Below are 26499 nucleotides of genomic sequence, written 5' to 3' on the forward strand. Positions count from 1 at the left end.
ATTGTGGCGTCGTTGCCCGGTGCGATCGAAGAAGATCAAAGCGTTTTCAAGCGAAGTGGATATCGGTTCGCGTGAAGAAAACGCGTCAAAAACTAAGATCTAGAGCGCGTCGCTGTCGGTCTCGCCGGTGCGGATGCGCAGCGCGTGGTCGATCGGCGTGACGAAGATCTTGCCGTCGCCGATCTGCCCGGTGCGCGCGGTCGAGGTGATCACGGCGACCGCCTTGTCGGCGACGTCGGAGGCGACCGCGATCTCGATGCGCAGCTTCGGCAGGAAGTTCACGACATATTCGGCGCCGCGGTAGATTTCGGTGTGACCCTTTTGCCGGCCATAACCCTTCACCTCGGTCACGGTCATGCCGTGGACGCCGATCGCCGTCAGGGCCTGGCGGACCTCATCGAGCTTGAAAGGTTTGATGATCGCGACGACGAGTTTCATGGTCAGGCCTATTCCCCGGGATGCGCCGCGCCGTATGTCCCCGGCGCAGCGTCAATCTGGCATCTTTCCGGGCAAATGGCACAAAAAAGTTGCAGACTGAAGCGGAAAAACGTTTGAGCTTATGAACGGCCGCCTCTGTACAGGGCATCCGTTCATCCTTCACAATGCATTTTTGGCATGGATGCGGTGAACCCGCGCCTGCCAAGCGGTACATAAGTATTTTGAGGGGACGCTTCATGGCGAGTTGGTTCTACGCATCCGAGGGCAAGCAGCAGGGGCCCTTTCCGGAAGGGCAATTCCGCGATCTCGTCGCCCAGGGCGTCGTGCGCCCGGATACGCTGGTGTGGACCGAGGGCATGGCCGGCTGGCAAAAGGCCGCCGAAATCCCCGGCCTGGTCGGGGGCGGCGGCGCGCCGCCAATGATCCCCGCGGGCGGCCCGCCGATGATGGGCTCCGGTGGTTATGCCGGCGGCGGAGGCGGAGTGGCGGGATCGCTGGCGGTCGATTTCGGCGTCCTCGAGTTCACCTGGCGCAGCATCGTCTTGATGATCGGAATGATCTTCGTCATTCCGGCGCCGTGGGCGTTCGTCTGGTACACGCAATGGATCGTGTCCTGCGTCAAGGTCCCGGGGCGGCCGAACCTCAGCTTCACCGGCAGTGCGATGACGCTGGTGCCGTGGTATTTCGGCTTCATCGTTCTCGCCATCGCGCTAGCTTTCGTCGGCAGCCAGCTGCTGAGCAATCTGCTCTTCATCGTCCAGATCGTGCTCTACTGGCTCCTGATCAAATGGATGGTCGCGAACCTCGCCTCCAACGGACAGCCGCTGGGCTTGAGCTTCACGGGTTCGATCTGGGCCTATATCGGCTGGAGCCTGCTGTTCGGGATCTCCATCATCACCATCATCGGTTGGGCCTGGGTTGCCGCAGCCCAGATGCGCTGGTTCTGCCGCAGCATCGAAGGCACGCGGCGCGAAATCGTGTTCAAGGGCAGTGGTCTCGGCATCCTGTGGCGCGGCATCGTCGCCGCGATCCTGTGCAGCCTGATCATCCCGATTCCGTGGGTGTATCGCTGGATCATGAACTGGTTCGCGTCGGAGACCGTTCTTGCGCCGCGCGGGTCGCAAGCGGCCATGTAATGGCTGCTGGACGCTTGTAGCGAACGGACAAGATGTCGAACCGCATCTGGTTTCACGCGTCGGGCGGCCAGCAGAAGGGGCCATTTCCCGAGCCGCAGTTTCGCGACCTCATCGCCCAGGGCATCGTGCGCGCCGATACGCTGGTCTGGGCGGAAGGGATGGCGGGTTGGCAGAAAGCCGGCGAGGTGCCGGGCCTCATCTCCGGCGCCGCAGCGCCGCCGTCATTGCCGGTCGGTGGAAGTCCGGGCAGCGACAGCGGCGGTCCGCTATCGGTGGACCTGCCGGTCTGGTCGTTCACGGGATGGTGGATCCTGGTGATGATCGGCAGTCTGCTGGTGATCCCGTCGCCCTGGACCGGGACAGGATATTATCGCTGGCTGTTTCCGCGCATGCACGTTCCGCAGCGGCCGAACCTCGCCTTCACCGGACAGGTCGGAGACATCTGGTACGTCTTCATCGCGATGGGACTGGCGGGCTGTCTGGGCTATATCGACAGCCTCCTCCAGATTTTCGGAGTGCTAATTCAGGCCGTTTTATCCGGGGTGCTCATTCGCTGGGTGGTCGCCAATATCAGCTCGAACGGTCAGCCGATGCGGATGACGTTCACAGGCAGCGTCTGGGGCTTCGTCGGCTGGCAGATCTTGACGTTCCTCGCGGTCTTCACGATCATCGGCTGGGCTTGGGTCATGGCCGCGTGGACGCGGTGGATTTGCCGCAACGTCAGCGGGACGCGCCGCGAGATGGTCTTCACCGCCACCGGTCTTGATCTGCTTTGGCGCACAGTCGCGTTTTGCCTCGGCTGTCTTTTCATCATTCCGATCCCGTGGCTGCTGCGCTGGTATTTTACCTGGGGCACGACGCAATTCGTGCTCATTGAGCGCAGCACTGCCGCCAATGTCTAGGACTTCCGTTCGCGCACGGAGCCTTCCTGCGCGACAGAGGCGACCAGCGTACCGTCCGGCTTGAAGATCGAGCCGCGGGTCAGGCCGCGGCCGCCGCGCGCACTCGGCGAATCCTGTGCGTAGAGCAGCCATTCGTCGGCGCGGAACGGGCGGTGAAACCACATCGCGTGGTCGAGACTGGCCGGCATCATGCGCTTGTCGAACAGCGTGCGGCCATAGCGTGCCATGATTGCATCCAGCAGCGAGAAGTCCGAGGCGTAGGCGAGCGCGCACATGTGCAGCGCTGGATCGTCAGGCAGCTTCGCGGCGGTCTTGATCCAGACGTGGATGCGGCCGTCGTCGATCTTCTGGCCGAAATAACGGCCGAGCTCGACCGGACGCAGCTCGATCGGACGGTCGGATTCATAGTAGCGGCGGATGAATTCCGGCATCTCCTTGAACATCGGCTGCTTCGCCACCTCCTCCGCCGTGAGCTTCTCCGGCGGTGGCACGTCGGGCATCTTGTCCTGATGGTCGAACGCACTCTCCTCTTCGGCGTGGAACGACACCATGATCGAGAAGATCGCGTTGCCGTGCTGGATCGCCGTGACGCGGCGGGTCGAATAGCTCTTGCCGTCGCGCAGGCGTTCGACCTGGTAGATGATCGGGATCTGCGGATCGCCCGGCAGGACGAAATAGCAGTGCAGCGAATGCGGCAGCCGGCCCTCGACCGTGCGGCAGGCCGCGACCATCGCCTGCCCGATCACCTGGCCGCCGAACACCCGCTGCCAGCTGGTCTTCGGGCTGTTGCCCCGGAACAGATTCACCTCGAGCTGCTCGAGGTCGAGGATCGAAATGAGGTCGATCAGGCTTTTGGACATGGAGTGAGCTTTCTCGCCGTCGTTCCGGGGCGGATGGTCCGGAATGACACAATGGGCCGTTCCGCCCTTGTTTCACCGCACTGTTTCGCCCACCTCAAGTCTGCTAGCAAGACCAGGATTTGACCGGGAATTTGGGTATGTCGGTACAGGGTAGCATTGTCATTGGTGGCGGCGCGTTTGCAGGGCTTGCGCTGGCCCTGGCGCTGCGACAGGGGCTCGGGCCCGAGATTCCCGTCATCGTCGCCGACCCCGCGCTCGCCACCCGGCCGAGCCGCGACCCCCGCGCCACCGCGATCGTGGCCGCCTGCCGTCGCCTGTTCGAGGCGATCGGCGCCTGGGACGACGTCAGGAGCGAGGCGCAGCCGATCCTCGACATGGTCGTCACAGACTCGAAACTCGAAGATGCCACTCGTCCGGTCTTCCTCAATTTTGCCGGCGATGTCGCGCCGGGCGAGCCCTTCGCGCACATGGTCGAGAACCGCCGCCTGATTGATGCGCTGGTGGTGCGTGCCGAGGCCGAGGGCATCGATCTGCGCGCCACCACGGTCGCATCCTACGATGCGCGCGCCGAGGGCATCGACGTGACGCTCGGGGACGGCAGCGTCATCGCGGCCAGCCTGCTGGTTGCCGCCGATGGTGCAAGATCAAAGCTGCGCGAGCGCGCCGGCATCGCCACCCATGGCTGGGAGTATGACCAATCCGGCATCGTCGTCACGGTCGGCCATGAGCGTGATCACGAGGGCCGCGCCGAAGAGCATTTTCTGCCGGCAGGCCCATTCGCGATCCTGCCGCTCTCGGGAAAACGCTCGTCGCTGGTGTGGACCGAGCGGCGAGCTGAGGCCGCGCGCATCATTGCTCTCAGCGACGAAGAGTTTCACGCCGAGCTCGAGCAGCGTTTCGGCCTGCATCTCGGCGAGGTGAAGGCGCTCGACAAGCCGCGCGCGTTTCCGCTGTCCTATTTCGTCGCGCGCTCCTTCATCGCCACCCGCCTCGCGCTGGTCGGCGATGCCGCGCATGTCATCCATCCCATTGCGGGCCAGGGCCTCAACATGGGGCTGAAGGATGTCGCGGCGCTGGCCGAAGTCGTGGTTGATGCCGCGCGGCTCGGCATGGATCTCGGCGCCGTCGACGTGCTCGAGCGTTACCAGCGCTGGCGCCGCTTCGACACCATGGCGATGGGCGTTGCCACCAACTCGCTGAACTTCCTGTTCTCCAACCAGTCGACGCTGCTGCGCACCGTCCGCGACATCGGCCTCGGCCTCGTCGACCGCGCCCCGCCGCTGAAGAACCTCTTCATCCGCCAGGCCGCGGGATTGACGGGCGAGGTGCCGCGGCTGCTGAAGGGCGAGGCGTTGTAGGTTTCGCTGGCGCCACACACCCCGTCGTCGTCCCGGCGAAGGCCGGGACCCATACTCCGCAGCAAGAGTGTTGCGAGGACTCGGAGTTACCAGCGCGTACAACAACGCAATTCGGTGGTTATGGGTCCTGGCTTTCGCCAGGACGACACCGAGGATGTTGCGCGGCTATCGCACACCAACTTCGTAGCCCGGATGGAGCGAAGCGTAATCCGGGGCAGTCGTCACGACCTCAATCGATCTTTCTTGCCTCTTCCGGCAGCATGATCGGGATGCCGTCACGGATCGGATAAGCCAGCTTGGCGCTGCGCGAGATCAGCTCCTGCTTTGCGGAATCGAACTCCAGCGGGCCCTTGGTCAGCGGGCAGACCAGAATCTCCAGCAATTTGGGATCGACGCTGGCTTCGGGACGTTCGGTAGGCGCGTTCATTGGGGTCTCCGGCATCGCTTGCCTCTAGCACAGAAATTCGCGTCCGCCCATCGCGGGCTCAGGCTGCGATCATCGTCAAGACCTCGTCGAGCAGGGCCTGGAGCCGTGCTGCCGGCACCGGCGCGCCCGACAGGGCGAAGCCGAGGAACGTCCAATACAGGATCTGCGCCCGGGCCTGCGCAGTTGCCGGGGTGAGCCCGCGTTTTTCCAGCAGCCCCTCGATATAGTCGAGCCGGCGGCGGTCGATTGCGCGCACGGCCCCTTGCGCGGCCGCATCGAAGGCCGCCCAATTGCGTACCGCGCGCTCGAGCTCGAGCCGCGCGCCGAACGACCTCCGCAGCAGCGCCTTGAGCGGTTCGTCGCCGGCGGCTTCGACATCGGCGATGATCTGCTCGGCCGCGATCTCGCGCCAGCGCTTCAGCACGGCGGCCTGGAACGCGCCGAGATCGGCGAAATGCCAATAGAAGCTGCCGCGCGACACGCCCATGGATTTTGCCAGCGGATCGGCCTTGAGCGCGGTGAAGCCGCTTTTGGCGAGCGCCTTGAGACCTTCCTTGATCCAGTCGTCGGCGGAGAGCTGTTCGGTCATCTCGGGTTCCCGGAGGCGAACCATACACTAGTGTATTGACAGGCCGCAGGCCAGCGCCTATCTCACCATACATAACTGTATGGAGAGATAGGCGAGGTCTGCTGATGCGTGATCTGCTGTTGCAATGTGCCGGCGTCGCCGGAATTGTCGTCGCCCTAATCCATGGCGTGCTGGGCGAAACCAAGGTGTTCGCCAAGGCGACCATCACCCCGGAAAGCCTGCGCACGCTGATCCGGCTGGTCTGGCAGGCCGGGACGGTCGCCTGGATCGGCGGCGGTGTGCTCCTGCTTGCGGCACCTATGTTGGGATCGGACAGCGCGCGGCATTGGATCGTGGCGACCATCGTCGCCGTCTACAGCTTTGCGGCCGCCGCTAACGCCTGGTGGTCGCGCGGACGCGGCTTTGGCTGGAAGGCGCTCACCGCCGTGGTCGCGCTCGCGGTCGCCGGATACTGAACCTGCCGACGCGAGCGAGCCGCTGCTTCCGCCCCTCGACTTGACGCGCCGGACCCATGATATCGCAAACCTTGCGCAGCACATTTGTCTGGCTGTGGCGCGAGCTGCCCGTGCCGGTGATTGCAGCGGTGCGTGCCGGGCGCCGTCATGTCTTCGCTCGGGCCGAGCTCTTCGCCGAAGACGAAGGCGGCGAGCTTTCCCTGGTCGCGACCGGCGAGACCCTGCTTGTCCCGACCGGCCAGCGGTCGTCCAGGATTGACGACGATCCGGCCGGGTGAAGCGCGGATTCCAACCCGTGAGGCGTAAGGCCGCAGCGCCCGTGCGAAGGCGGGCTGCCTGCGGACAGCGCTGATCTTTTGGCGGTCGTTAGAACAACTCTAAATCCAATTGGCCCCGTACCGGATTGACTTCACCATCACCTTTGCTTCCTTCAGTCCGGCTTCGCGGCTCGCGTAGCGCGCACGACAGAGGAGGAGACGTTCGTGAAGGTCATTCGTGTTGTTGCCATTGCACTGACGGTTGGAATGGGCATGGGGTCGGCGGCCATGGCCGACGGATTCAAGGACTGCACCAAGCTCGACAAGGCGTCATGGAAGCCGGCCAGCGAGGCCGAAGCCAAGGCCAAGGCGCTCGGCTACGAGGTGCGGCGCTCCAAGATCGAAGGCTCCTGCTATGAGGTCTACGGCGTCAAGGAAGGCAAGCTTTATGAGCTGTTCTACAGCCCCGAAGATCTCAGCCTGAAGCACACGATCGCCAAGTAAACCGCGAAGTAAACTGCGCGAGTTGATCCGCGCAAAGCAAGGCTTGAGGATGGTCTTCGCTTGATCGAAGAAGCGATGCCAAAAGCGCGCGGGGTGTCCGACCGGACCCCCGCGGATCGAACCGCTTCGCGGACGGTCGCGGTCTGGGACCTCCCGCTGCGCCTCTGGCACTGGGCTCTCGCGGCGAGCGTTCTGGCCGCGTGGTTCACGCCGACCGTTTACGACCGGACTCACCGCATCATCGGCTATGCGGTGCTCGGACTTCTCGCCTTTCGCCTGGCCTGGGGGTTTTGGGGAAGTCGCTATTCGCGTTTCCGCATGATCAGAGTGAGGCTTCGGGCGGCGCCAAGCTATCTCTGGAATCTGCGCCGCGGCATCACCGGCCGCTATATCGGACTCAATCCCGCCGGCACCCTGATGCTGGTGGCGCTGCTGGCCTCGCTCGCCGTCTCGACGATCACGGGCGCGATGTCGGTCACCACCACCTTCTTCGGCGTCTGGTGGGTCGAGGACACCCACCATTATTCATCGGATGCGGTCATCGTCCTGGTCGTGCTGCACGTGCTCGGTGTGGTGCTGATGGGGCTACTCCAGCGCGAGAGCCTGGTCCGCGCGATGATCACCGGGCGCAAGCGCATCCGCGGCCATTCCTAAATATCGTTGCCGATCGTTGCACGCGTCCTGCACCCCGCTCGGGCACGGTCGCCGCATGGCCCCAGGCCGTTCGTCGGATCAAGTTGTACGAGTACCGTTAACATGCCGGTAAGCATGCAATCATGCACGGCACAAAATTAACGTGAATGGCGTCTAGCCGATCCACCATCGATAACAATCGACGATGGAGCGCTGCTGAATGTTCCGCGTTTTCTCCTGCCTTGCGGTCGAGCACGATTGGCGGCTCGTTGTACTCGCTGGTCTGGTCTGCTTCGCTGCAAGTATTGTCGCGGTCAGCATCTTTCATCGTGCGATCGCGACGCGCGCAAGAAGGCGGTGGATCTGGATCACGATTGCCGGCGCGGCCATCGGATACGGCATCTGGGCAACGCATTTCGTCGCGATGCTCGCCTACGAGCCGGGCGTTCCAACGGGCTACGGCATCGTGCCGACCGCGTTTTCTCTCGCTGCGGCAATGCTCCTGACCTCGGTCGGCTTCGGCGTTGCAGTCGGCACGTCCGGCCTGTGGCGCGCGATGGCAGGGGGCGTCATCATCGGCGGCGGCATTGCCAGCATGCACTATCTCGGGATGTGGGCACTTGAAGTGCCGGGTCGAGTCGCCTGGTCGATGGATCTCGTGTTCGTCTCGATCATTCTAGGCATGTGTCTCGGCTGCGCCGCGCTAGCTGTCGCGCTCAGGTACCAGGGCTACCGGGGCACGCTTGCGGCGGCAGTCCTGCTGACACTTGCCATCGTATCGCATCATTTCACGGCCATGGGGGCGGTGCAGATCACGCCAGATCCAACGCGAGCGACGACGGATAGCCTTTCGCTTTCTCCGGCCTTCCTCGCGCTTGCTATCGCCGGCGTGGCGCTGTCCGTGCTGGGAATGAGCCTGATCGGCGTGCTGGCCGATCGTCGCCTGGCGACCCGGACCGCCAGGTTCGAGGAGATCATCAACCAGCTTTCGGTCGCCCGGCAGCAGCTCGAAGGCTCGCAGAACGAACTGCAGGACCAGAAGCTCAGGCTGGATACGGCCATCAACAACATGGTCGAGGCTCTCTGCATGTTCGATGCGGAGAAGCGACTTGTGGTCTGCAACGAGCGCTATGCCCGGCTCTATCGGTTGCCGCCGGAACTGCTGACGACGGGGACCCCGCACGCCGACATCATCAGGCATCGAGTCGTGACCGGCATTCTCAAGAGCGACACCAGCGAGGGCGCGGCCGAGCAGTTCCTGTCGAAATTGGCAGCGTTGCCGTTCGATGCAGTCTCGAGCAGAATCGACGAGTTCGCGGATGGTCGGTTGATCTGCGTGACGCGACAGCCAATGGCCGGCGGCGGGTGGGTGGCCACGCATCTTGACGTCACCGAGCAACGCCGGTCCGAGGCCAGGATCGCTCATATGGCGCAACACGATGCGTTGACCGATCTGCCAAATCGCGTGCTGCTCAGGGAGCGGATGGAGCACGCCATTGCGGTTACGCGTAGCGGCGGCGTCGATCTGGCCGTGCTCATGCTCGACCTCGATCGCTTCAAGGAAGTCAACGATACGCTCGGACATCCGGCAGGCGATTCCCTGCTACGCGCCGTTTCTGCGCGTCTGCGCGAGTGCACCACGGAAACCGCGCTGATCGCGCGACTGGGTGGCGACGAGTTCGCGGTGATCGACTACGTGACCAACCCGGCCGTCGAGGCCGCCACCCTCGCCGAGAACATCAGAAAGGCGCTTTGTGAACCCTTTGATCTCGGCGATCACCGGGTCACGGTGGGCACCAGCATCGGCATTGCCATCGCGCCGCGCGATGGCAGTGATTCCGACGTGCTGATGAAGAGCGCGGATCTCGCCCTCTACTCGGCCAAGAGCGGTGGACGTGGCGCATTCCGCTTCTTCGAGCCGGAACTCGACCAGCTCATGCATGCGCGACGCAACCTGGAGCGCGACATGCGGGATGCGCTTGCTGGCCGCGAATTCGAGCTGCACTACCAGCCATTCGTCAATACCGCGACCGGCGAGATCCGCGGCTTCGAAGCCCTGCTGCGCTGGCATCACCCGAGGCGTGGTCTGGTCTTGCCCGGCGAATTCATTCCGCTCGCCGAGGAGGCCGGCTTGATCGTGCCGCTGGGAGAATGGATCTTGAGGACGGCGTGTGCGGAAGCCGCCAAATGGCCTGCCCATCTCAGGATCGCGATCAACCTGTCTCCCGCTCAATTCAGGAGCAAGGAGCTCGTTCCGGTCATTGTCGATGCACTGGCGAACTCGGGAATTGCGCCACACCGGCTCGAGCTCGAGGTCACCGAGACGGTGATCATGCATGACAGCGAAGCCGTATTCGCAGCACTTGGTCAACTGCGCGAGCTCGGCGTGCGAATCGCCCTGGACGACTTCGGCACCGGCTATTCGTCGCTGAGCTTTCTGCAAAGATTTCCGTTCGACAAGATCAAGGTCGACCGCAGCTTCGTCAACGAACTGTCCAGCGCAAGGGCGGACGCGCACCATCTCGCGCGAGCAGTCGTTCGCTTCGCAGTCAGCCTCGGCAAGACGACCACCGCCGAAGGCGTCGAGACGAAGGAGCAGCTGGACGTCCTCCGTGAAGAGGGGTGCGTCGAAACGCAAGGCTACTATTTCGGTCGGCCGATGCCTGCATCCAACATTGCGAAAATGCTGAGGCGAGGTACCCAGGCAGCCGTCTGCGCTGCGTGAGCACCCGCATCCTCACTGCAGCGGAGGATCGCCGCTGGTGCGCTTCTTGGCGAGGTCCATCTCCGTCACCGCGATCAGAATCTCGGCGCGAGTCTTCAAGTCGGGCGCTTCCAGCATGGCCTGCTTCTCCGCGGGGCCATAGGGCGACATCATCGCCAGCGCGTTGACGAGTGCTTCGTTGGGCGCGCTTTCGACGCCTTCCCAGTCAACCTTGAGATTGTTGGCCTTCAGGAAGTCCGCCAGCACGGCCAGCAGCGCCTCGCGGTCGACCTCGTCCTCGCCCATGCGCGCGGTGAAGTCGTCGACGAAGGCGAAGAAATCCACCTTGCATTGCCGGTAGGCGGTGAGCACCTCGAGCTCCTCGACCACCTTGAAGCGCGAAACGCCGGTGAGCTCGAGGATGTAGCGGCCATCGCCGGATTCGGCGAGCTGGGTGATGCGGCCGACGCAGCCGACGCGGAACAGCGTTGGCTTGTCGGAATTTTTCGGCGAGTGCGCGACATCAGGCTGGATCATGCCGATCAGGCGATGGCCGTCGCGGAAGGAATCATCGACCATCGACAGGTAGCGCGGCTCGAAGATATTGAGCGGCATCTGTCCGCGGGGCAGCAGCAGCGCGCCCGGCAGCGGAAACACCGGAATGATCTCCGGGAGGTCGGCGGGTCCGCGATATTCGATGTTGATCGGCATCTGGTCCCGGTCCCCGCTGACTTGGTCAACCGCGCCTACGAAAACAGGATCGTCGACAAGCGCTTGCGCCCCTCGACGGTTGCATCATCCGTGCCGCCCCAGGCCTCGAAGAACTGCACCAGCTGCTTGCGGGCGCCGTCGTCGTTCCATTTGCGGTCGCGCTTGACGATCGCGAGCAGCTGCTCGGTAGCGGCCGCACGATTGCCTTGCGCGTTCAGCGCGGTCGCGAGGTCGAATCGGGCCTGATGATCGAGCGGGTTTGCGGCGACTTTCTGTTCCAGCTCGGCGACCGGTCCGAGCGATTGCGCCTGCTCGGCGAGATCGATCGCGGTCTGCACGGCCTTCACCGCGGGGTCGCTGCGCTTGGATTCCGGCACCATGGCGAGCGTCTGCTTGGCCTGCTCCATCGCGCCGGAGACGGCATAGCATTTTGCGAGGCCCGCGAGCGCCGCGATGTTGGTGGCATCATGCTGGAGCACCTCGGCGTAGATCTGCGCTGCTGCGGCCGGGTCGCCCTCGGCGAGCACGGCTTCAGCCTCCTGCAGGATCTCGGCGATATTGGGCTCGCCCGGCGCGGTCACGCCTTTTGTCAGCTTTTCGATGAAGGCGTTGAGCTGGCTCTCGGGCACCGCGCCCATGAAGCCGTCGGCCGGCTGGCCGTTGACGAAGGCGATCACGGCCGGGATCGACTGGATGCCCATCTGGCCCGGGATCGCCGGATGCTGGTCGATGTTCATCTTGACCAGCTTGACCTTGCCCTTGGCGGCCTTGACCGCCTTTTCGAGCAGAGGGGTAAGCTGCTTGCAGGGGCCGCACCACTCCGCCCAGAAATCGATCAGCACCGGCTGGCGCTTCGATTCCTCGATGACGTCCTTCACGAAGGTCTGGGTGGTCGTGTCCTTGATCAGATCGGCCGCAGCCGGGCCCGCCGCTCCGTTACCCTGGTCGATGATCGTCACGGGGATCCCCTCGTCTATGTCCGGAATGGCGGGTCTTTAGCACGTTGCCATTTCATATGCTTCGCTGTCGGCTCCTAAATTGGGCCGGGACGGCCGAATTTCAATCCACCGAGGCCGATTCGCCAGTTCCGGGGCAGTTTCGGGCCATTTGGCCGCATTCAGGCTCCATATGGGGTCCCAAGAACCGAATCTAGGTCGCCGGTAGCTGTTGCATTCCCCTCCCGCTTTTGGCATACGACAGCCGTTGCCGGCGCGTCACGCGACCGACACAGGATGCGGGTGTAGCTCAGTGGTAGAGCACGACCTTGCCAAGGTCGGGGTCGAGGGTTCGAGCCCCTTCGCCCGCTCCAATTTTTCCCAGAGCATCCAGCAATAGCTATTTGTCCGTCGGGGCGAGTCGCTGTGCCGTTTTGGCGAGGCTGTGAGGGCTGCTCCAGGTCCCAAGGCTGGATTGGACGCCGATCCGGAATTCGGGTTGGTCGACCCCAGCTATATAGCGCGCAGCAGCTGAGGATCCGGGAGAAAGATATCGACATCGTGGCTTATCCGATGATGCGATTTGCAGCATCATCGCCTGCCGCCGCCGAACGTCCAACGATCGATGATTTCTTGTTCGGCGTTCACCTGCCGAATCATCGCGACGGCAATGCGAAACAGTTGCGCCCAATCTGATTGAGCGCTCACCGGCTACGCCGCAAGCGGATAGGTTTGTCCCGAAAACTCTGCAAACGCCTTCGCCGCGGCAACCAATTGCTCGTGGCTGATGCCATGCATCTCAGCGAAGGCGACTTGCAAGTCGGGGTGGACATCCCCAAAAAACGATGACATCGGACCGCAGGCGGCCTTCGCGGAAGAGTGGTCCAGCAGGCAATGAACAAGCTCCTGCACGCTCAGCCTCTTGCGATACGGCGCATTCACGGTTGCCATAACCAGGACGGGGATATTCATCTGCGTCACTATCTGATTGCCTGGTCAATATAGGATCGACTGAACGGGCTTGGCAATCGATTGGTTTCCTTTTTGTTCCGTTCGCAGGGGTCGCTGGCAGCGCGCCTCGCCAGAATTCCTCAGCGGAACGTCCTTCCGCCGTTCAGATAGGGGCAGTTGGGATCCCATGACAATTCTGGTCACCGGCAGTGCCGGCCATCTCGGCGAAGCCATCCTCCGCACCCTGCGCGGGTGCGGTTCCCCAGCGCGCGGGATCGACCTGAAGCCCTCGCCCTTCACCGACGCGGTCGGCTCAATCGTCGATCCCGGCTTCGTGCGCAGCCAGATCCACGGCGTCACCGCCGTCATCCACACCGCGACGCTGCACATGCCGCATGTGGCGACCCATGGCAAGCAGGATTTTGTCGACAGCAACGTCACCGGCACGCTCAACCTGCTCGAGGCGGCAGCGAGCGCGGGCGTGCGCAGCTTCGTCTTCACCAGCACCACCAGCGCGTTCGGCTCGCAGCTCCGCTCCGGGGCGGGACAGGCCGCCGTGTGGGTCACCGAGGATCTGCCGCCGGTGCCGAAGAACATCTACGGCACCACAAAACTGATGGCGGAGACCCTGTGCGAGCTGTTCTATCGCGAGCGCGCCCTGCCGGTCGTCGTCTTGCGGACCTCGCGCTTCTTTCCGGAAGACGATGACGATCCGGCGATGCGCTCGGCTTACACGCTGGAGAACGCGCAGGCCAACGAGCTGCTCTATCGCCGGCTGGATATCGCGGACGCCGTGAGCGCGCATCTGCTCGCCGCCGAACGCGCCCCGAAGATCGGCTTCGCCCGCTACATCGTCTCCGCCACCAGCCCGTTCGAGCCGCGCCATCTCGCCGCGCTTGCGCGCGATGCGGCCGGTGTCGTGCGCGAGCTCTACCCGGATTGCGCGCGGCTTTACGCGGCGCGGGGCTGGAACCTCCTCCCCGAGATCGACCGTGTCTATGTCAACGAACGCGCGCGGCGCGAGCTGGGCTGGCGGCCGGAATTCGATTTCGCGCATGTGTTGCACAGCCTGCGCACGGAGCGCGATTTCCGTAGCCCGCTGGCGCGTGAGATCGGCTCGAAGGGCTATCATGACGCGGTGTTCGACGACGGACCCTACCCGGTCGCCTCTTAGGCGCCGGATTTGCTGTTTTGCTCGACGCGTCAGATGTCTGTCTGGTCTCGCCGGGAGCAAGCCGCTTGAGCCGTTCTACTGTGCATGGGGTTGTTTTCGCGTTTTTGTAGGTCCACCCCCTCCCGCCGGCTGCGAACGATCCGCGCGCCAATTGATTCCGCGCTGCAGCGAGAGCGGTGTCGCGGCGTTCGTCCGTTGACATTCCGTCTCAATTTTTCCGGAGCGCAACGGCGGCGCACGCGGCGCGCTTCTCACCGGTCGCAGATGTGCTAACCTTTTTGCGTCTGTCGTGCCGACGGACTTAAAACTTCGCCTCTCGACTAGCAAAATAAAATAATGCGCAGCCCTGACGGCTGCCTTAGGGGAGTGACGCGATGAAATTCCATCGATCCGTCTTTCAATCCGTTCTGGCGCTTGCAGCGGTTGCCTTTCTCGCGGGGACCAGCGCTGGCAATGCGCAGCAGCAGGACAAGAACCGGGCGCTGAAGAAATACGAATCCGGCACCAAGGAGTTCTGGACCCATCCGCCCGATGACTGGTTCCTCGGCGACGAGACCGAGGCGCAGAAGGGCCTCGCGCCGCCCTCGGGACCGCCGACCGGCGCGTCCGATGCCGAGCTCGCCAACATCGTCAAGAAGATCAAGCTGCCGGCAGGCTTCAAGATCGAGGTCTACGCCTCCGGCGTGCTGGCCGCGCGGCAGATGGCCTGGGGTGACAAGGGCACGCTGTTCGTGGGCTCGTTCGGCCTCGGCAACGTCTATGCCATCAAGGACAACAACGGGAAGAAGGAGGTCAAGACCGTCCTTAAGGGCCTGAACATGCCCACCGGTCTCGCCTTCAAGGACGGTGCGCTCTACGTCATCGCCGTCGACAAGCTGATCCGCTACGACAATGCGGAGGCCAATCTCGACAAGCTCGGCGACGGCAAGGTCGTCTATGACGACATGCCGTCCTATGCCGCGCATGGCTGGAAATACATCGCGGTCGACAAGGAAGGCTGGTTCTTCCTGCCGTTCGGACCTCCCTTCAACGTCGGCATCCCTCCGACCAGCGTGTCGCAGATCCGGCGTGTCGATCCCAAGACCGGCAACGCCGAAATCTGGGCGCTGGGCGTCCGCAACTCGGTCGGCGGCGACGTCGATCCGCGCACCGGCAAGCTCTGGTTCACCGAGAATGCCCGCGACTGGATCAGCGATGATCTGCCCTCGGACAAGCTGAACATGATCAACCGGATCGGCGAGCATTTCGGCTATCCCTATTGCCACCAGGGCAACCTGCCGGACGACAAGTTCGCCATGGGCCACAAATGCTCCGAGTTCACGCCGCCGGTGCTGAATCTCGGCGCGCATGTTGCTCCGCTCGGCATGAAGTTCTACACCGGCAATCAATTCCCCGCCGATTACAAGAACAACATCCTGATCGCCGAGCACGGCTCCTGGAATCGTCACAAGTACCAGGGCGCGCGCATCGTGCGCGTAATCGTCGGGCCCGACGGCAAGAATCCCAAGCAGGAGATCTTCGCCTCCGGCTGGCTCGAGGGTGACCAGGGCTATCTCGGCCGTCCCAATGACATCCTGCTCGACAAGGATGGTTCGATCCTCGTCGCGGACGACTGGGCCGGCGCGATCTACCGCATCAGCTACAGCAAGAAGTAGCACGGGTACGATACGAGGCTGCGGTGGCCGGAAGGTGCCGCAGTCTCTTTCATTTCAAAGCCACGCTGTCGTTCCGGATTGCGCGCCAGCGCAAGTCCGGAACCCATAACCACGAATCGGGGTTATGGAGTCTCAGCTGCGCAATTGCGCATCTTAGCTCGTGCTTCGCACGCCCTGGAATGAGCTAGATAGATCGGAATTCCCACGATGCGCCGCCAGTTTTCTTCGTACGCCATCGGCGCGCTTTCGCTTGCAGCGCTCGCATTCGTCCCGGCTCAGGCTGCGGACAACGCTGCGATCAAGGAGAAGGCAGCCGTCTGCTCCGGCTGTCACGGCGAGAACGGCATTTCGCAGACCGAGAACATCCCCTCGCTGGCCGGCCAGCCTGATCAGTTCATCCAGTGGCAGCTCGTGTTCTTCCGCGCGGGCTCGCGCAAGAACGATCAGATGCAGCCGATCGTCGAGGAGATCACCAATGAGGACATCCGCAATCTCGGCGCCTATTTCTCGCAGCTGACGCCGCCGAAGGGACCGGAGGACAGCGATCCGGACCTGTCGAAGAAAGGCGCGCAAGTTTCCGCCGGCCGCCGCTGCGCCTCATGCCATACGGACAGCTTCGCCGGGACCAAGGGAGTGGCGCGACTGGCTGGCCAGCGCGAGGAATATCTGGTCAAGGCGTTGCGCGACTACAAAGCTGGCCAGCGCGTCGGCGGCGGCGTCGCCGCGATGGCCGATGTCGCCTATCACATGAGCGACGAGGAAATCACCGCCGTCTCGCACTATCTCGCGCATTTGAAGTAGTGCGGATCCGTTGCCACAAGCTCCGCTGTCGTCCCGGACAAGCGAAGCGCAGAGCCGGGACCCATACCCACAGGATGCTGTTTTTGCGAAGAGTCGGAGTGGGAGGGTCGCGTCACACTGCTCCGTGTGGTGGGTCCCGGGTTCGCGCTTAGCGCGCCCCGGGACGACGACCGAGTGCTGAGCTACTCCGCCCGCTGCTTCTCATAGGCCTTCAAATGCGTGTAGGCGATGCGCAGCTTGGGTACCGGCACCTTGGCGGCATCGGCGCGCGCGATGAGATCTCCGATGACGTGATCGGCTTCGACCGGCAGCCCCGCCTTGATGTCGCGGAACATCGAGGCCGTCATCGGCGAGCCCTCGGCGGTGAGGTTGCCCTTCACCCGCTCGAAGAACGGCCCGCCCGGCGTATAGCCCGACGCGGTGGCGATGGCGGTGGTCTCGTCCAGCATGCCGAGCAGGAAATCGCGACCGCCGGGCGCGGCGAGGATGTTGCCGACAGAGGTGCGCATCAGGCTGGTGGAGGCCGCAAGCGAGGACAGGAACACCCACTTCTCCCACATGTCCTGCATGATGTTCTGGCTGGCGGCGGCGCCGGTGATGCCGCTCTTGAAGGCCTCGTCGATCGCCTTGACGCGATCTGACAGCTTTCCGTCGCGCTCGCCGTAGTTCAGCGACTGCATCGGTTGGAGCTGCACCACCTCGCGCTTCTCGTTCAGGGTCGCCGCGATGGCGCAGAGGCCGCCGAGCACGCGCTCCTTGCCGAATTTGGCATCGAGGATATCGAGATGCTTCATGCCGTTGAGCATCGGGATGATCGCCGTGTCAGGTCCGACCGCTGGCGCAAACGATTTGATGGCGTCGTCGAGATCGAATGCCTTGCAGCTCAAGAGCACGACGTCGAACTTGTCCTTGAGCGCGTCGGCCTGCACGGTCGGGGGATTCTTCAAGGTCACGTCGCCATTCGGGCTCTTGATGACGAGGCCGGCGCTTGCGAGCTCACCGGCGCGGCGCGGCCGGACCAGGAAGGTGACGTCGCGGCCGGCCTGCAAGAGCCTGCCGCCAAAATAGCCGCCAATGGCGCCGGCGCCGACCACGAGGATACGCATGGGATACTCCATTGTTGCTCTTGATTATTGCTGTTGGCGGCCACTTATAATCGTCATTGCGAGCGAAGCGAAGCAGTCCAGAATGTTGCGGCGATCACATTCTGTCGCCGGAGAATGAGCGGCTAGGTCCCGAGCACCATCTCCTCGACCTCGCGCAGCTGCTCCTTGCCGAAGAACATCTCGTTGCCGACGAAGAAGGTCGGCGAGCCGAACGCGCCCCGGGCGACCGCTTCCTCGGTGTTCTTGATCAGCCTGCCCTTCACCTCGGGCTCTCCGGCACGGGCAAACAGCTTCTGGGCTTCGAGGCCGGAGGACGCCAGCGCCTTCGCCGCAATCTCGGGATCGTCCATTTTCTTCGGCTCGCGCCACATGTGGTGGAAGGCCGCCTCGACGTATCTTTCGAACACGCCTTCGAGCTGCGCGGCGATCGCCGTGCGCATCAGATTCAGCGTGTTGACGGGGAAATGCGGATTCCAGACATAGGGCTGGACATGGAAGCGCTTGATGAAGCGCTCGGTCTCGACCTGCTGGAATTCACGCTTGTTCTTGATGCCCGCGAGCGTCTCGGCGGGCGACTTGTTGTTGGTCGACTTGAAGATGCCTCCGAGCAGAATCGGGACGTATTCGAACTTGACGCCGATGCGCTGCTCGATCGCGGGGATCGCGAGGTGGCTGAGATAGGCATTCGGGCTGCCGAAATCGAACAGGAACTGCGGGGCTGTGCGGGGCAAATCGTTCTCCGTGACCTAACTTTTTTGATCTGGCTTTTCCCGCATTGTGACGCAGCGTGCCCTGCGGGTCTACCGTTTAATGATGAGCATAATACTTTGGGAATCAGACCAGCCGCCGGATCGCCCGCTTGCGCCAGACCAGGAGGTAATAGCCCATCTGCAAAACAAACATGGCGCAGAACACGATGGGATAGGCGGCCCACACGCCCGCAAGGCCGATCGTGTGGCTCAGGATCACCGCGGCCGGCAGCTCGATCGCGAGGATCGCGAAGATCGAGAGCAGCATGGGCGTCAATGCGACGCCGGCCGCGCGCATGGCATCTGAGAACACTGTGGCGAGGCCAAACGGCACCGAGCTCCACAGGGCGATGTCGAGCAGGCCTTTTGCCAGATCGACCACGGCGGCATCGGTGATGAAGATGCCGAGGATCGCGCGCGGCGCGAGATAGATCAGCGCCACGAGCCCGCCGGTCAAAACGAGGTTGAACGCGAGCCCGGTCCGCACGATGCCGTCGAGCCGGGCTCTGTCACCGCTGCCGACAGCCTGTGCACCGAGGATCGAGACCGCGATCGAAATCGACATCGCCGTGAACTGGGTGTAGCCCATCACCTGGTTGACGGCGCCATAGGCCGCAGTGGCGTCCGATCCAAACCCGTTGACGAGGCCGAGCAAGACCAGCTCTGCGATCGCCATCACCACCATGCCGATAGCGCTCGGCAATCCGATGCCGAGAATCTTTCCGAGCATGGCGCGGTTGAGCCGCAGGTGACGCAGCAGCGCCGCGTCCGGCGCGAGCGCGTGTTTCTTTCGCAGCAGATAGAACGCCAGCACGATCAGCGTGAGCGCGTTCGATATCGCCGCCGCCCACGCCGGGCTGGTGATGCCGGCCGCCGGCAGTCCGAACGACCCACGGATCAACAACGGTGTCAGGATCAGGCCGATCGCGGTCGACAACGCCAACGCCAGCAGCGGCGTCAGCGCATCGCCGACCCCGCGGATCATCGCCGTCATCAGCAGGAAGACGAAGCCGAGCGGCATCGTCAGCAGCATGATCTGCGCATACGCGCTGGCCTGGTCGAGAATGTCCGCGGGCGTGGCGAGCGCCATCATCAGCTGACGGCTGAGGAGCCCGCCGATCAGCGCCACTGAGATTGAAAGCAGAAGGCCGATCGCGAGCGTCGTGCCGACGACGCTCTTGATCCGGCCGTGCTCGCCCGCGCCAAAGGCCTGGCCGATCAGCACGGTCGCGCCGGTGCTCAGCCCCATGACGAAGGCGAACAGGAAGAACATCACCGGGAAGAACGCCGAGGCAGCTGCGAGCGCATCAATGCCGATCATCTGGCCGAGATAGACGTTGCTGACGGTGCCGAACAGCGATTGCAGCGCGTTGCTCAGCATCAAGGGTGCGAGGAAGCGGAGGAATGTCGTCCAGAGCGGCTTGGGGGCAGACATGGATTGGCCTTTCATCAGGGCGTGCGAAGCCGTTGCCGCGCAATGCGCGGCTCGGCCGTCGATGGGAACGCGAGACAGAGCGCCTTAAGCGCGGTCGCTGTAGGCGAGCTTGACGATGTGGTCGCGGATATCGACAGGCCAGTCTGCGATCAACCCGGTGAAGCGTCGCCGGTCATCGGCAAACAGCGCGCGCGAGGCTTCCTCGAACTGCGGCAGGTTGCCCGCCATGGTCGACATGAAGTGATAGGCCGCATCGCGCGCCTGCCGTTCGCGGCCCTTATCGCCGCTCGCGCGCCTGGCCTCATCGACGAGCTTGCGCAGCGCGACCGAGGCGCCGCCCGGCTGCGTGCCGAGCCACTCCCAGTGTCGCGGCAGCAACGTCACCTCGCGCGCGACCACGCCGAGCTTCGGCCGCCCGCGCCCGCGCGGCTCGCTCGGCGGCGTGCTCTCCTCGACCGGCGGCGGCACAAGCTTCGCCAACCGCGCCAGGACCTCGCGATCCCCGCCGCGCAGATCGAAGTCGATCGATCGACCCGTGCCGTCCTCGAAGATGATGATGGGCTCGTCCGGCCGCGTCGCCACCCGCTTGACGACCAGCGCGACCTCGCCTGCCGGCCCGGACACCAGGCGGCGCTGCCCCTGGAAGGCGGTGAAAATCTTCTGCATTGGAATCATTGCCATTTTGACGACGTTGGGCCATTTAATACCCGGGTAAATTATCGACGTCAATATACCCGGGTGAAAATATCCGTCCTGATGGCTCGACATTGTGATCGCGGGCTGGCACGAACGGCGCCGCCGACCGACCACGCCTAGCCACCACGCCTAGCCCGGGGACCTCGCCAATGCTGACCGTTCACCACCTCAACAATTCCCGCTCGCAGCGCGTGCTGTGGCTGCTCGAAGAGTTGGGCGTGCCCTACGAGATCGTGCGCTATCAGCGCCAGCCGGACATGCGCGCGCCGATGGAGCTGCGCGCCATTCATCCGCTCGGCAAGTCGCCCGTCATCACCGACAACGGCAACACCATCGCCGAGTCCGGCGCGATCATCGAATATCTCATCGCGACCTATGGCAACGGCCGGCTGATTCCGCCGCCGAACACGCCGGAGCGGCTGCGCTTCACCTATTGGCTGCATTATGCCGAGGGATCTGCGATGCAGCCGTTGCTGCTGAAGCTGCTGTTCACGCTGATGCCGAAGCGCGCGCCTGCGCTGCTTCGTCCGCTGGTGCGCAAGGTCTCGAACCAGGCGCTCACCACGCTGGTCAACCCGCAGCTCAAGCAGCACATGGATTACTGGGAAGGCGAGCTCGGCAAGAGCGAATGGTTTGCCGGCAACGAATTCACCGTAGCCGACATCCAGATGAGCTTTCCGCTGGAAGCGGCGCAGGCGCGCGGCGGGCTCGAGCAGGGCCATCCCAAGGCGATGGCGTTTCTCGAGCGCATCCACGCGCGCCCGGCCTATGCGCGCGCGCTTGAAAAGGGCGGGCCATACCAGGTGGGACGGTAGTTAGTCATGCCGTCGAGCGCCTAGCCCGCCGCGTAGGCCCAGTACGTCCGGCGCTCCGGCGTGTTCATGTCGCGATAGCACGCGTGACAGCGAGAGCTAGCGGATCCGCGCTCCCGTGCCATGCAGATGACGTTGTTACTGCCCCGCAGCTTCTGCGCCCCGCGTGCGCGGATCGGGCGCGCCGAGCGGTCCGTTGGGTGTCACGACAATCGAGTTGGCCGACGTCTGCCCCATCGGCTCGACGATGACGTGGCCCATCGCCTTCAGCTTATCCAGAACATCGCTGGGAAAGCCGCGCTCGACGCGCACTTCATCGGGCAACCATTGGTGATGCAGCCGTGGCGCTGCGACGGCGGCCGCAACATCCATCTTGTAGTCGAGCACGTTGACGATGACCTGCAGCACGCTTGAAATGATGCGGCTGCCGCCGGGCGAGCCCGTCACCAGCACCGGCTTGCCGTCCCTGAGCACGATGGTCGGTGACATCGAGGACAGCGGCCGCTTGCCGGGGCCCGGCAGATTGGCCTCGAAGCCGACGAGACCGTAGGCATTGGAGGCGCCGATTGCGGCGGTGAAATCGTCGAGCTCGTTGTTGAGCAGCACGCCGGTGCCGTCGGCAACGAGGCCCACGCCGTAGCTGAAGTTCAGCGTATAGGTGTTGCTGACGGCATTGCCGCGTCCATCGACGACGGAGAAATGCGTGGTGTTGCTGCCCTCGCGCGGCGAGGGAGCCGCGGAAACGAGCTCCTTCGACGGCGTGGCACGTTCGGGAGAGATGCCGGCGCGCAGCTTGGCGGCGTAGTCCTTCGCGACGAGCGTCTCGATCGGTGCGTTGACGAAGGCGGGATCGCCGAGATAGCGCGCGCGGTCGGCATAGGCGCGCTTCATGGCCTCGATCAGAAGATGCAGCGAGGCCGGTGAGCCCTGCTTCAGATCGGCAAGCTGAAAGCCCTCGAGGATGTTGAGGGTCTCTACCAGCACGACGCCGCCCGACGAAGGCAGCGGCATCGACACGATGTCATAGCCGCGATAGGTGCCGCGCACCGGCGTGCGGGTCACGGCCTGATAGGCCTTCAAATCGGCTGGCGTCATGATGCCGCCGGCATCCGTCACGGCCTTGGCGAGCTTTTCCGCGACCGGTCCCTCATAGAAGCCGCGTGGCCCCAGTGCGGCGATGGCCGACAGGGTTTCAGCGAGATCGCCCTGCACCAGCCTGTCGCCTTCACCGATCGGCGTGCCGTCGGGCCGCGAGAAGATTTTGGCCGAAGACGGCCAGCGAGCCAGCCGCCGGTGCCAGGCCGGCATCGTGTCGGCCATGTCGTCACCGACGACGAAGCCGTCGCGGGCAAGCGCGATGGCGGGCGCGAGCAATTGCGCCAGCGTGAACTGGCCGGAGCCGTATTTTTCCAGCGCGAGGGAAAGACCGGCAACCGTGCCGGGCACGCCGACGCCGAGGGCGGAATCCCGTGACTTCGCAATATCGGGCTTGCCGTCGGCGCCGAGGAAGATTTGCGGCGTGGTCGCTGCCGGCGCCGTCTCGCGGTAATCGATCGTGATGTCTTCGTTGCGGTCCGCGGAATGGATCACCATGAAGCCGCCGCCGCCGATATTGCCGGCACGCGGATAGGTCACGGCCATCGCAAAGCCGGTCGCGACCGCAGCATCGACCGCATTGCCACCGCTCCGCAGGATATCGGCACCGATCTGCGCGGATATCTTCTCCTGCGCTACGACCATGCCGTGCTCGGCGGCGACGGCGCGTACCGTGTCAGGCGCGGCTGGGACATAGGCCCGTCGCGCATCCTGGGCGGCTGCCGGTGACAGACCAAACGCCAGGGCGGCTATGAAGGCGAAAAATGTCCGCCTTGTCGAATATGACGACATCATCAAGCTTCCGCCGTGGCTTCGAACCAGTTCACATGCCTCGCTGCAATGCTATACGGTTTGCCCCAAGAGAGGCAAAACTGTTCGTGATGAGGACTGCGCGATGACGACGATCGCCCCGGATGTGCGCATGGCCGGCGTGGCGCGGACCTATCCGCCGCGCGCCGCCGTCGTCAGCTGGATTTTCTTCGACTGGGCCGCGCAGCCGTATTTCACGCTGATCACGACCTTCGTGTTCGCGCCCTATTTCGCCACCAGCATTGCGCCGAACCCCGCCACCGGCCAATCGCTGTGGGGATTTGCGATGGCGGCCGCGGGCCTTGCGATCGCGTTGATGTCGCCGGTGCTGGGGGCCATCGCGGACGCCTCGGGCCGCCGGAAGCCGTGGATCGCGGGGTTCGGTGCGCTGCTGGTGGCGGCATCCTGCACGCTGTGGATCGGCAAGCCCGGCGATCCCTCCATCATTCCGCCCCTGCTCACCGCAGTCGCGCTCGCCAGCGTCGGCGCGGAATTCGCCACCCTCTTCAACAATGCGATGATGCCGACGCTGGTGCCGCCGGAGCGGATCGGACGGCTCTCCGGCACCGGCTGGGCCACCGGCTATGTCGGCGGGATCGTCAGCCTGATCATCGTGCTCGGCTTCCTCGCGGCCAACCCGCAGACCGGCCGCACATTGCTGGGCTTCACGCCGCTATTCGGGCTCGATCCGGTCAGCCATCAGGGCGATCGCATTGTGGGGCCGCTGACCGGGCTGTGGTTCATCGTCTTCGTGACACCGCTGTTCCTGTTCACGCCGGATTATCCGGCGAAGCGCCCGGTGCGCGAGGCGTTGCGCGAGGGGCTGTGGGAGCTGAGGCAATCGATCAGAGGCTTGCCGCAGCAGAGATCGCTGGCGGCATTTCTGCTCGCCAATATGATCTATACGGATGGTCTGGTGTCGCTGTTCGCCTTCGGCGGCATCTATGCCGCGGGCACCTTCGGCTGGCACACCATCCAGATCGGCACCTTCGGCATCATGCTCGCGATTGCCGGCGCATTTGGCGCATGGTTCGGCGGCAAGCTGGATGATCGTCTCGGGCCGAAGCGCGTCATCGCCGGCAGCTTGCTCGTGCTGCTGCTGTCCGTGGCGGCGATTCTCCTGGTCGACAAGGACAGTGTGTTGTTCATCAAGGTCGCGCCGCCGCCGCAAGCAGACGCTCCCTTGTTCTCGAGCGCGGCCGAGCGCGCCTATCTCGTGCTGGGCTGCTTCATCGGTGCGGCCGGCGGCCCCCTCCAGGCGGCCTCGCGCACGCTGCTGATTCACCTCGCTCCGAAGGACCGCATCGCGCAGTATTTCGGCCTGTTCGCGCTGACCGGAAAGGTGACGTCCTTCATCGGACCGTTGCTGATCGGCACGATCACGGCGGTGACCGCGAGCCAGAAGGCCGGCATGGCCGTGCTGGTGGTGTTCTTCGTCGCTGGGCTGGGGCTGTTGATGCGGGTGCGGGATTAGCCGCGGGCCTTCGTAGCCCGGATGAAGCGCAGCGCAATCCGGGAAACCTGTTTCCGTGGAGGCGCTGACCCGGATTTCGCTTCGCTCCATCCGGGCTACGCTTGTGGTGAAAGGCTCAGTGCCGGAAATGCCGCGTGCCCGTGAACACCATGGCGATGCCGTGCTCGTCGGCGGCCTTGATCACCTCGTCGTCGCGCATCGAGCCGCCGGGCTGCACCACCGCGGTGGCGCCGGCCTCGATGCAGGCGAGCATGCCGTCGGCGAAGGGGAAGAACGCATCCGACGCCACCACCGAGCCCTTGGTGAGCGGCTCGGCGAGCTTCAGCTCGCTCGCCGCATCCTGGGCCTTGCGCGCGGCGATGCGGGCCGAATCCACCCGGCTCATCTGGCCGGCGCCGATGCCGACGGTGGCGAGATCCTTGGCGTAGATGATGGTGTTGGACTTGACGTGTTTTGCGACCCGGAACGCAAACTTGAGGTCACGCATCTCCGTGTCCGTGGGCGCACGCTTGGTCACGATCTTGAACGTCATGTCGTCGACGACGGCGTTGTCGCGGCTCTGCACCAGCAGGCCGCCGGCGACCGTCTTGGCGGTGATGCCAGGCGCGCGCGGATCGGGCAGGCTGCCGGCGAGCAGGAGGCGGAGGTTCTTCTTGCCGCCGATGATGGCGATCGCCTCCTCGGTGGCGTCGGGCGCGATGATCACCTCGGTGAAGATCTTTGTGATCTCGCGGGCCGTATCTGCGTCCAGCGGACGATTCATCGCGATGATGCCGCCGAAGGCCGAGGTGGAATCGCAGGCCAGCGCCTTGCGATAGGCGTCGACGAGGTTCGATCCCTCCGCGACGCCGCAGGGGTTGGCGTGCTTGACGATGACGCAGGCGGCGGTGCGTCTGGCGTCGAACTCACCGATGCATTCATAGGCGGCGTCAGTGTCGTTGATGTTGTTGTAGGAGAGCTCCTTGCCCTGGAGCTGCCGTGCGGTGGAGACGCCCGGGCGCTTGTCGGGGGTCGCGTAGAAGGCCGCGGTCTGGTGCGGGTTCTCGCCGTAGCGCAGCGACTGGATCAACTTGCCGCCGAAGGCACGGAAGTCGGGCGCGTCGATCTCGAGCTGGCGATTGAACCAGTTCGAGATCGCGGCATCGTAAGCGCCGGTGCGCGCATAGGCCTTCGCGGCAAGCCGCCGCCGCAGTTTCAGCGTGGTCGCGCCCTTGTTGGCGGCGAGCTCGTCGAGCACGGCCTTGTAGTCATCTGCCTCGACGACAACGGCGACGTCATCATGGTTCTTCGCGGCGGCGCGGATCATCGCGGGGCCGCCGATGTCGATATTCTCGATGCAATCCTCGAAGCCGGCGCCTTTGTCGACGGTCGCCTCGAACGGATAGAGATTGACGACGAGAAGATCGATCGGCGCGATGCCGTGCGCCTTCATCGCGTCCGCGTGCTCCCTATTGTCGCGGATCGCGAGCAGGCCGCCATGCACCTTCGGATGCAAGGTCTTGACGCGGCCGTCCATCATCTCGGGGAAGCCGGTGAGGTCGGAAACGTCCTTCACCTTGAGGCCGGCCGCGGCGATCGCTTTTGCCGTGCCGCCGGTCGAAACCAGCTCGACATCATGGGCGGCGAGCGCCTTTGCGAATTCGATCAGGCCGGTTTTGTCGGAGACGGAAAGAAGCGCGCGGGTGGCGCGGCGGGGATGGTCAGTCATGAGCAAGATCCTCTGTCTTAAGGAGTGTCTATGCCCAGGCGCGCGGCAGATATGTGTCGCGCTTCCCGATGGTGCTCCATCCAAGGTCGCCAGTCGCGCGAGCGAGGGCTCGATAGCAGTTTTC

27 protein-coding genes, 1 tRNA gene and 1 riboswitch are annotated in these 26499 nt (G+C 64.1%); of the genes, 15 read left to right on the top strand and 13 right to left on the bottom strand.

Annotation, left to right across the window (positions count from 1 at the left end):
- Window positions 1–99 precede the first annotated feature (99 nt).
- Entirely contained in the window at window positions 100–438 is a 339-nt protein-coding gene (locus GGD62_RS12180; RefSeq protein WP_018323564.1) for a P-II family nitrogen regulator, read from the bottom strand.
- Window positions 439–674: 236 nt separating this feature from the next.
- Between GGD62_RS12180 and GGD62_RS12185 the strand changes: the two genes are divergently transcribed.
- Window positions 675–1574, top strand: a complete 900-nt coding sequence (locus GGD62_RS12185; RefSeq protein WP_018323565.1) for a DUF4339 domain-containing protein — start codon at window positions 675–677, stop codon at window positions 1572–1574.
- Window positions 1575–1606: 32 nt separating this feature from the next.
- The gene (locus GGD62_RS12190) at window positions 1607–2476 is read left to right on the top strand and encodes a DUF4339 domain-containing protein (RefSeq protein ID WP_183708617.1); all 870 of its coding nucleotides are present in this window, start codon (window positions 1607–1609) and stop codon (window positions 2474–2476) included.
- Here GGD62_RS12190 and tesB read toward each other — a convergent pair.
- The gene (gene tesB / locus GGD62_RS12195; protein WP_018323567.1) at window positions 2473–3336 is read right to left on the bottom strand and encodes an acyl-CoA thioesterase II; all 864 of its coding nucleotides are present in this window, start codon (window positions 3334–3336) and stop codon (window positions 2473–2475) included. The two genes, GGD62_RS12190 and tesB, sit on opposite strands and share 4 nt — an antisense overlap.
- Window positions 3337–3473: 137 nt before the next feature.
- On the opposite strand from tesB, the gene GGD62_RS12200 reads away from it, so the two are divergent.
- The gene (locus tag GGD62_RS12200; protein ID WP_183708619.1) at window positions 3474–4694 is read left to right on the top strand and encodes a ubiquinone biosynthesis hydroxylase; all 1221 of its coding nucleotides are present in this window, start codon (window positions 3474–3476) and stop codon (window positions 4692–4694) included.
- Window positions 4695–4923: 229 nt separating this feature from the next.
- Here the strand turns inward: GGD62_RS12200 and GGD62_RS12205 are convergent, their stop codons facing one another.
- Both GGD62_RS12205 and GGD62_RS12210 read right to left on the bottom strand, forming a co-directional pair.
- Complete coding sequence (locus GGD62_RS12205; protein WP_007598651.1) at window positions 4924–5121, bottom strand: Trm112 family protein; 198 nt, start codon at window positions 5119–5121, stop codon at window positions 4924–4926.
- Between the two features lie 58 nt (window positions 5122–5179).
- A complete protein-coding gene (locus GGD62_RS12210) occupies window positions 5180–5710 on the bottom strand; it encodes a TetR/AcrR family transcriptional regulator (RefSeq protein ID WP_183708621.1) in 531 nt (176 codons plus the stop codon).
- Window positions 5711–5814: 104 nt separating this feature from the next.
- Between GGD62_RS12210 and GGD62_RS12215 the strand changes: the two genes are divergently transcribed.
- The 5 genes from GGD62_RS12215 to GGD62_RS12235 all read left to right on the top strand — a co-directional run bounded on the left by GGD62_RS12215 (window position 5815) and on the right by GGD62_RS12235 (window position 10284).
- Window positions 5815–6165, top strand: coding sequence for a hypothetical protein (locus tag GGD62_RS12215; RefSeq protein WP_183236519.1), 351 nt, complete (start codon window positions 5815–5817; stop codon window positions 6163–6165).
- A gap of 56 nt (window positions 6166–6221) precedes the next feature.
- Window positions 6222–6443, top strand: coding sequence for a hypothetical protein (locus tag GGD62_RS12220; protein WP_183708804.1), 222 nt, complete (start codon window positions 6222–6224; stop codon window positions 6441–6443).
- A 204-nt stretch (window positions 6444–6647) separates the two neighbouring features.
- Window positions 6648–6926 carry a PepSY domain-containing protein gene (locus GGD62_RS12225; RefSeq protein ID WP_018323571.1) on the top strand — a complete coding sequence of 93 codons (279 nt, stop codon included), beginning with the start codon at window positions 6648–6650 and terminating at the stop codon, window positions 6924–6926.
- A 75-nt stretch (window positions 6927–7001) separates the two neighbouring features.
- Entirely contained in the window at window positions 7002–7580 is a 579-nt protein-coding gene (locus GGD62_RS12230; protein ID WP_049815150.1) for a cytochrome b/b6 domain-containing protein, read from the top strand.
- A 199-nt stretch (window positions 7581–7779) separates the two neighbouring features.
- Entirely contained in the window at window positions 7780–10284 is a 2505-nt protein-coding gene (locus tag GGD62_RS12235; protein WP_183708623.1) for an EAL domain-containing protein, read from the top strand.
- A 12-nt stretch (window positions 10285–10296) separates the two neighbouring features.
- On the opposite strand, the gene GGD62_RS12240 is transcribed toward GGD62_RS12235, so the two are convergent.
- Both GGD62_RS12240 and trxA read right to left on the bottom strand, forming a co-directional pair.
- The gene (locus tag GGD62_RS12240) at window positions 10297–10974 is read right to left on the bottom strand and encodes an LON peptidase substrate-binding domain-containing protein (protein ID WP_018323574.1); all 678 of its coding nucleotides are present in this window, start codon (window positions 10972–10974) and stop codon (window positions 10297–10299) included.
- Window positions 10975–11009: 35 nt separating this feature from the next.
- The gene (gene trxA / locus GGD62_RS12245; RefSeq protein ID WP_018323575.1) at window positions 11010–11933 is read right to left on the bottom strand and encodes a thioredoxin; all 924 of its coding nucleotides are present in this window, start codon (window positions 11931–11933) and stop codon (window positions 11010–11012) included.
- 275 nt (window positions 11934–12208) lie between these two features.
- Here trxA and GGD62_RS12250 point away from each other — a divergent pair.
- Window positions 12209–12283 (top strand) — tRNA-Gly (locus GGD62_RS12250).
- A gap of 187 nt (window positions 12284–12470) precedes the next feature.
- The gene (locus GGD62_RS41515) at window positions 12471–12605 is read left to right on the top strand and encodes a hypothetical protein (RefSeq protein ID WP_283813283.1); all 135 of its coding nucleotides are present in this window, start codon (window positions 12471–12473) and stop codon (window positions 12603–12605) included.
- Window positions 12606–12620: 15 nt separating this feature from the next.
- Here GGD62_RS41515 and GGD62_RS12255 read toward each other — a convergent pair whose 3' ends face one another.
- Window positions 12621–12881, bottom strand: a complete 261-nt coding sequence (locus tag GGD62_RS12255) for a hypothetical protein (protein ID WP_018323579.1) — start codon at window positions 12879–12881, stop codon at window positions 12621–12623.
- A gap of 166 nt (window positions 12882–13047) precedes the next feature.
- Between GGD62_RS12255 and GGD62_RS12260 the strand changes: the two genes are divergently transcribed.
- The 3 genes from GGD62_RS12260 to GGD62_RS12270 all read left to right on the top strand — a co-directional run bounded on the left by GGD62_RS12260 (window position 13048) and on the right by GGD62_RS12270 (window position 16490).
- Window positions 13048–14034: an NAD(P)-dependent oxidoreductase gene (locus GGD62_RS12260; RefSeq protein WP_183708625.1), complete on the top strand. Its 987-nt coding sequence runs from the start codon at window positions 13048–13050 to the stop codon at window positions 14032–14034.
- A 374-nt stretch (window positions 14035–14408) separates the two neighbouring features.
- Window positions 14409–15689 carry a sorbosone dehydrogenase family protein gene (locus tag GGD62_RS12265; protein WP_018323581.1) on the top strand — a complete coding sequence of 427 codons (1281 nt, stop codon included), beginning with the start codon at window positions 14409–14411 and terminating at the stop codon, window positions 15687–15689.
- 207 nt (window positions 15690–15896) lie between these two features.
- A complete protein-coding gene (locus tag GGD62_RS12270) occupies window positions 15897–16490 on the top strand; it encodes a cytochrome c (protein ID WP_183236515.1) in 594 nt (197 codons plus the stop codon).
- 182 nt (window positions 16491–16672) lie between these two features.
- Here GGD62_RS12270 and panE read toward each other — a convergent pair whose 3' ends face one another.
- The 4 genes from panE to GGD62_RS12290 form a co-directional block, all read right to left on the bottom strand.
- Window positions 16673–17596 (bottom strand): 2-dehydropantoate 2-reductase, encoded by a 924-nt coding sequence (panE, locus tag GGD62_RS12275; protein ID WP_183708627.1) that lies wholly within the window; start codon window positions 17594–17596, stop codon window positions 16673–16675.
- 122 nt (window positions 17597–17718) lie between these two features.
- A complete protein-coding gene (locus GGD62_RS12280; protein WP_183708629.1) occupies window positions 17719–18327 on the bottom strand; it encodes a 2-hydroxychromene-2-carboxylate isomerase in 609 nt (202 codons plus the stop codon).
- A gap of 103 nt (window positions 18328–18430) precedes the next feature.
- A complete protein-coding gene (locus GGD62_RS12285) occupies window positions 18431–19780 on the bottom strand; it encodes an MATE family efflux transporter (protein WP_183708631.1) in 1350 nt (449 codons plus the stop codon).
- 84 nt (window positions 19781–19864) lie between these two features.
- A complete protein-coding gene (locus GGD62_RS12290; protein WP_183708633.1) occupies window positions 19865–20461 on the bottom strand; it encodes a DUF2239 family protein in 597 nt (198 codons plus the stop codon).
- Between the two features lie 164 nt (window positions 20462–20625).
- Between GGD62_RS12290 and GGD62_RS12295 the strand changes: the two genes are divergently transcribed.
- A complete protein-coding gene (locus tag GGD62_RS12295; RefSeq protein ID WP_183708634.1) occupies window positions 20626–21291 on the top strand; it encodes a glutathione S-transferase family protein in 666 nt (221 codons plus the stop codon).
- Between the two features lie 135 nt (window positions 21292–21426).
- On the opposite strand, the gene ggt is transcribed toward GGD62_RS12295, so the two are convergent.
- Complete coding sequence (gene ggt, locus GGD62_RS12300; RefSeq protein ID WP_183708636.1) at window positions 21427–23178, bottom strand: gamma-glutamyltransferase; 1752 nt, start codon at window positions 23176–23178, stop codon at window positions 21427–21429.
- A gap of 100 nt (window positions 23179–23278) precedes the next feature.
- On the opposite strand from ggt, the gene GGD62_RS12305 reads away from it, so the two are divergent.
- The gene (locus tag GGD62_RS12305) at window positions 23279–24667 is read left to right on the top strand and encodes an MFS transporter (RefSeq protein WP_183708638.1); all 1389 of its coding nucleotides are present in this window, start codon (window positions 23279–23281) and stop codon (window positions 24665–24667) included.
- Between the two features lie 115 nt (window positions 24668–24782).
- On the opposite strand, the gene purH is transcribed toward GGD62_RS12305, so the two are convergent.
- Window positions 24783–26375 carry a bifunctional phosphoribosylaminoimidazolecarboxamide formyltransferase/IMP cyclohydrolase gene (purH, locus tag GGD62_RS12310; protein ID WP_183708640.1) on the bottom strand — a complete coding sequence of 531 codons (1593 nt, stop codon included), beginning with the start codon at window positions 26373–26375 and terminating at the stop codon, window positions 24783–24785.
- A gap of 25 nt (window positions 26376–26400) precedes the next feature.
- Window positions 26401–26482, bottom strand: a riboswitch (ZMP/ZTP riboswitch).
- Window positions 26483–26499 lie beyond the last annotated feature (17 nt).

It is taken from the genome of Bradyrhizobium sp. ERR14 (genome assembly GCF_014198235.1).
In the GTDB taxonomy this organism is placed as follows: domain Bacteria; phylum Pseudomonadota; class Alphaproteobacteria; order Rhizobiales; family Xanthobacteraceae; genus Bradyrhizobium.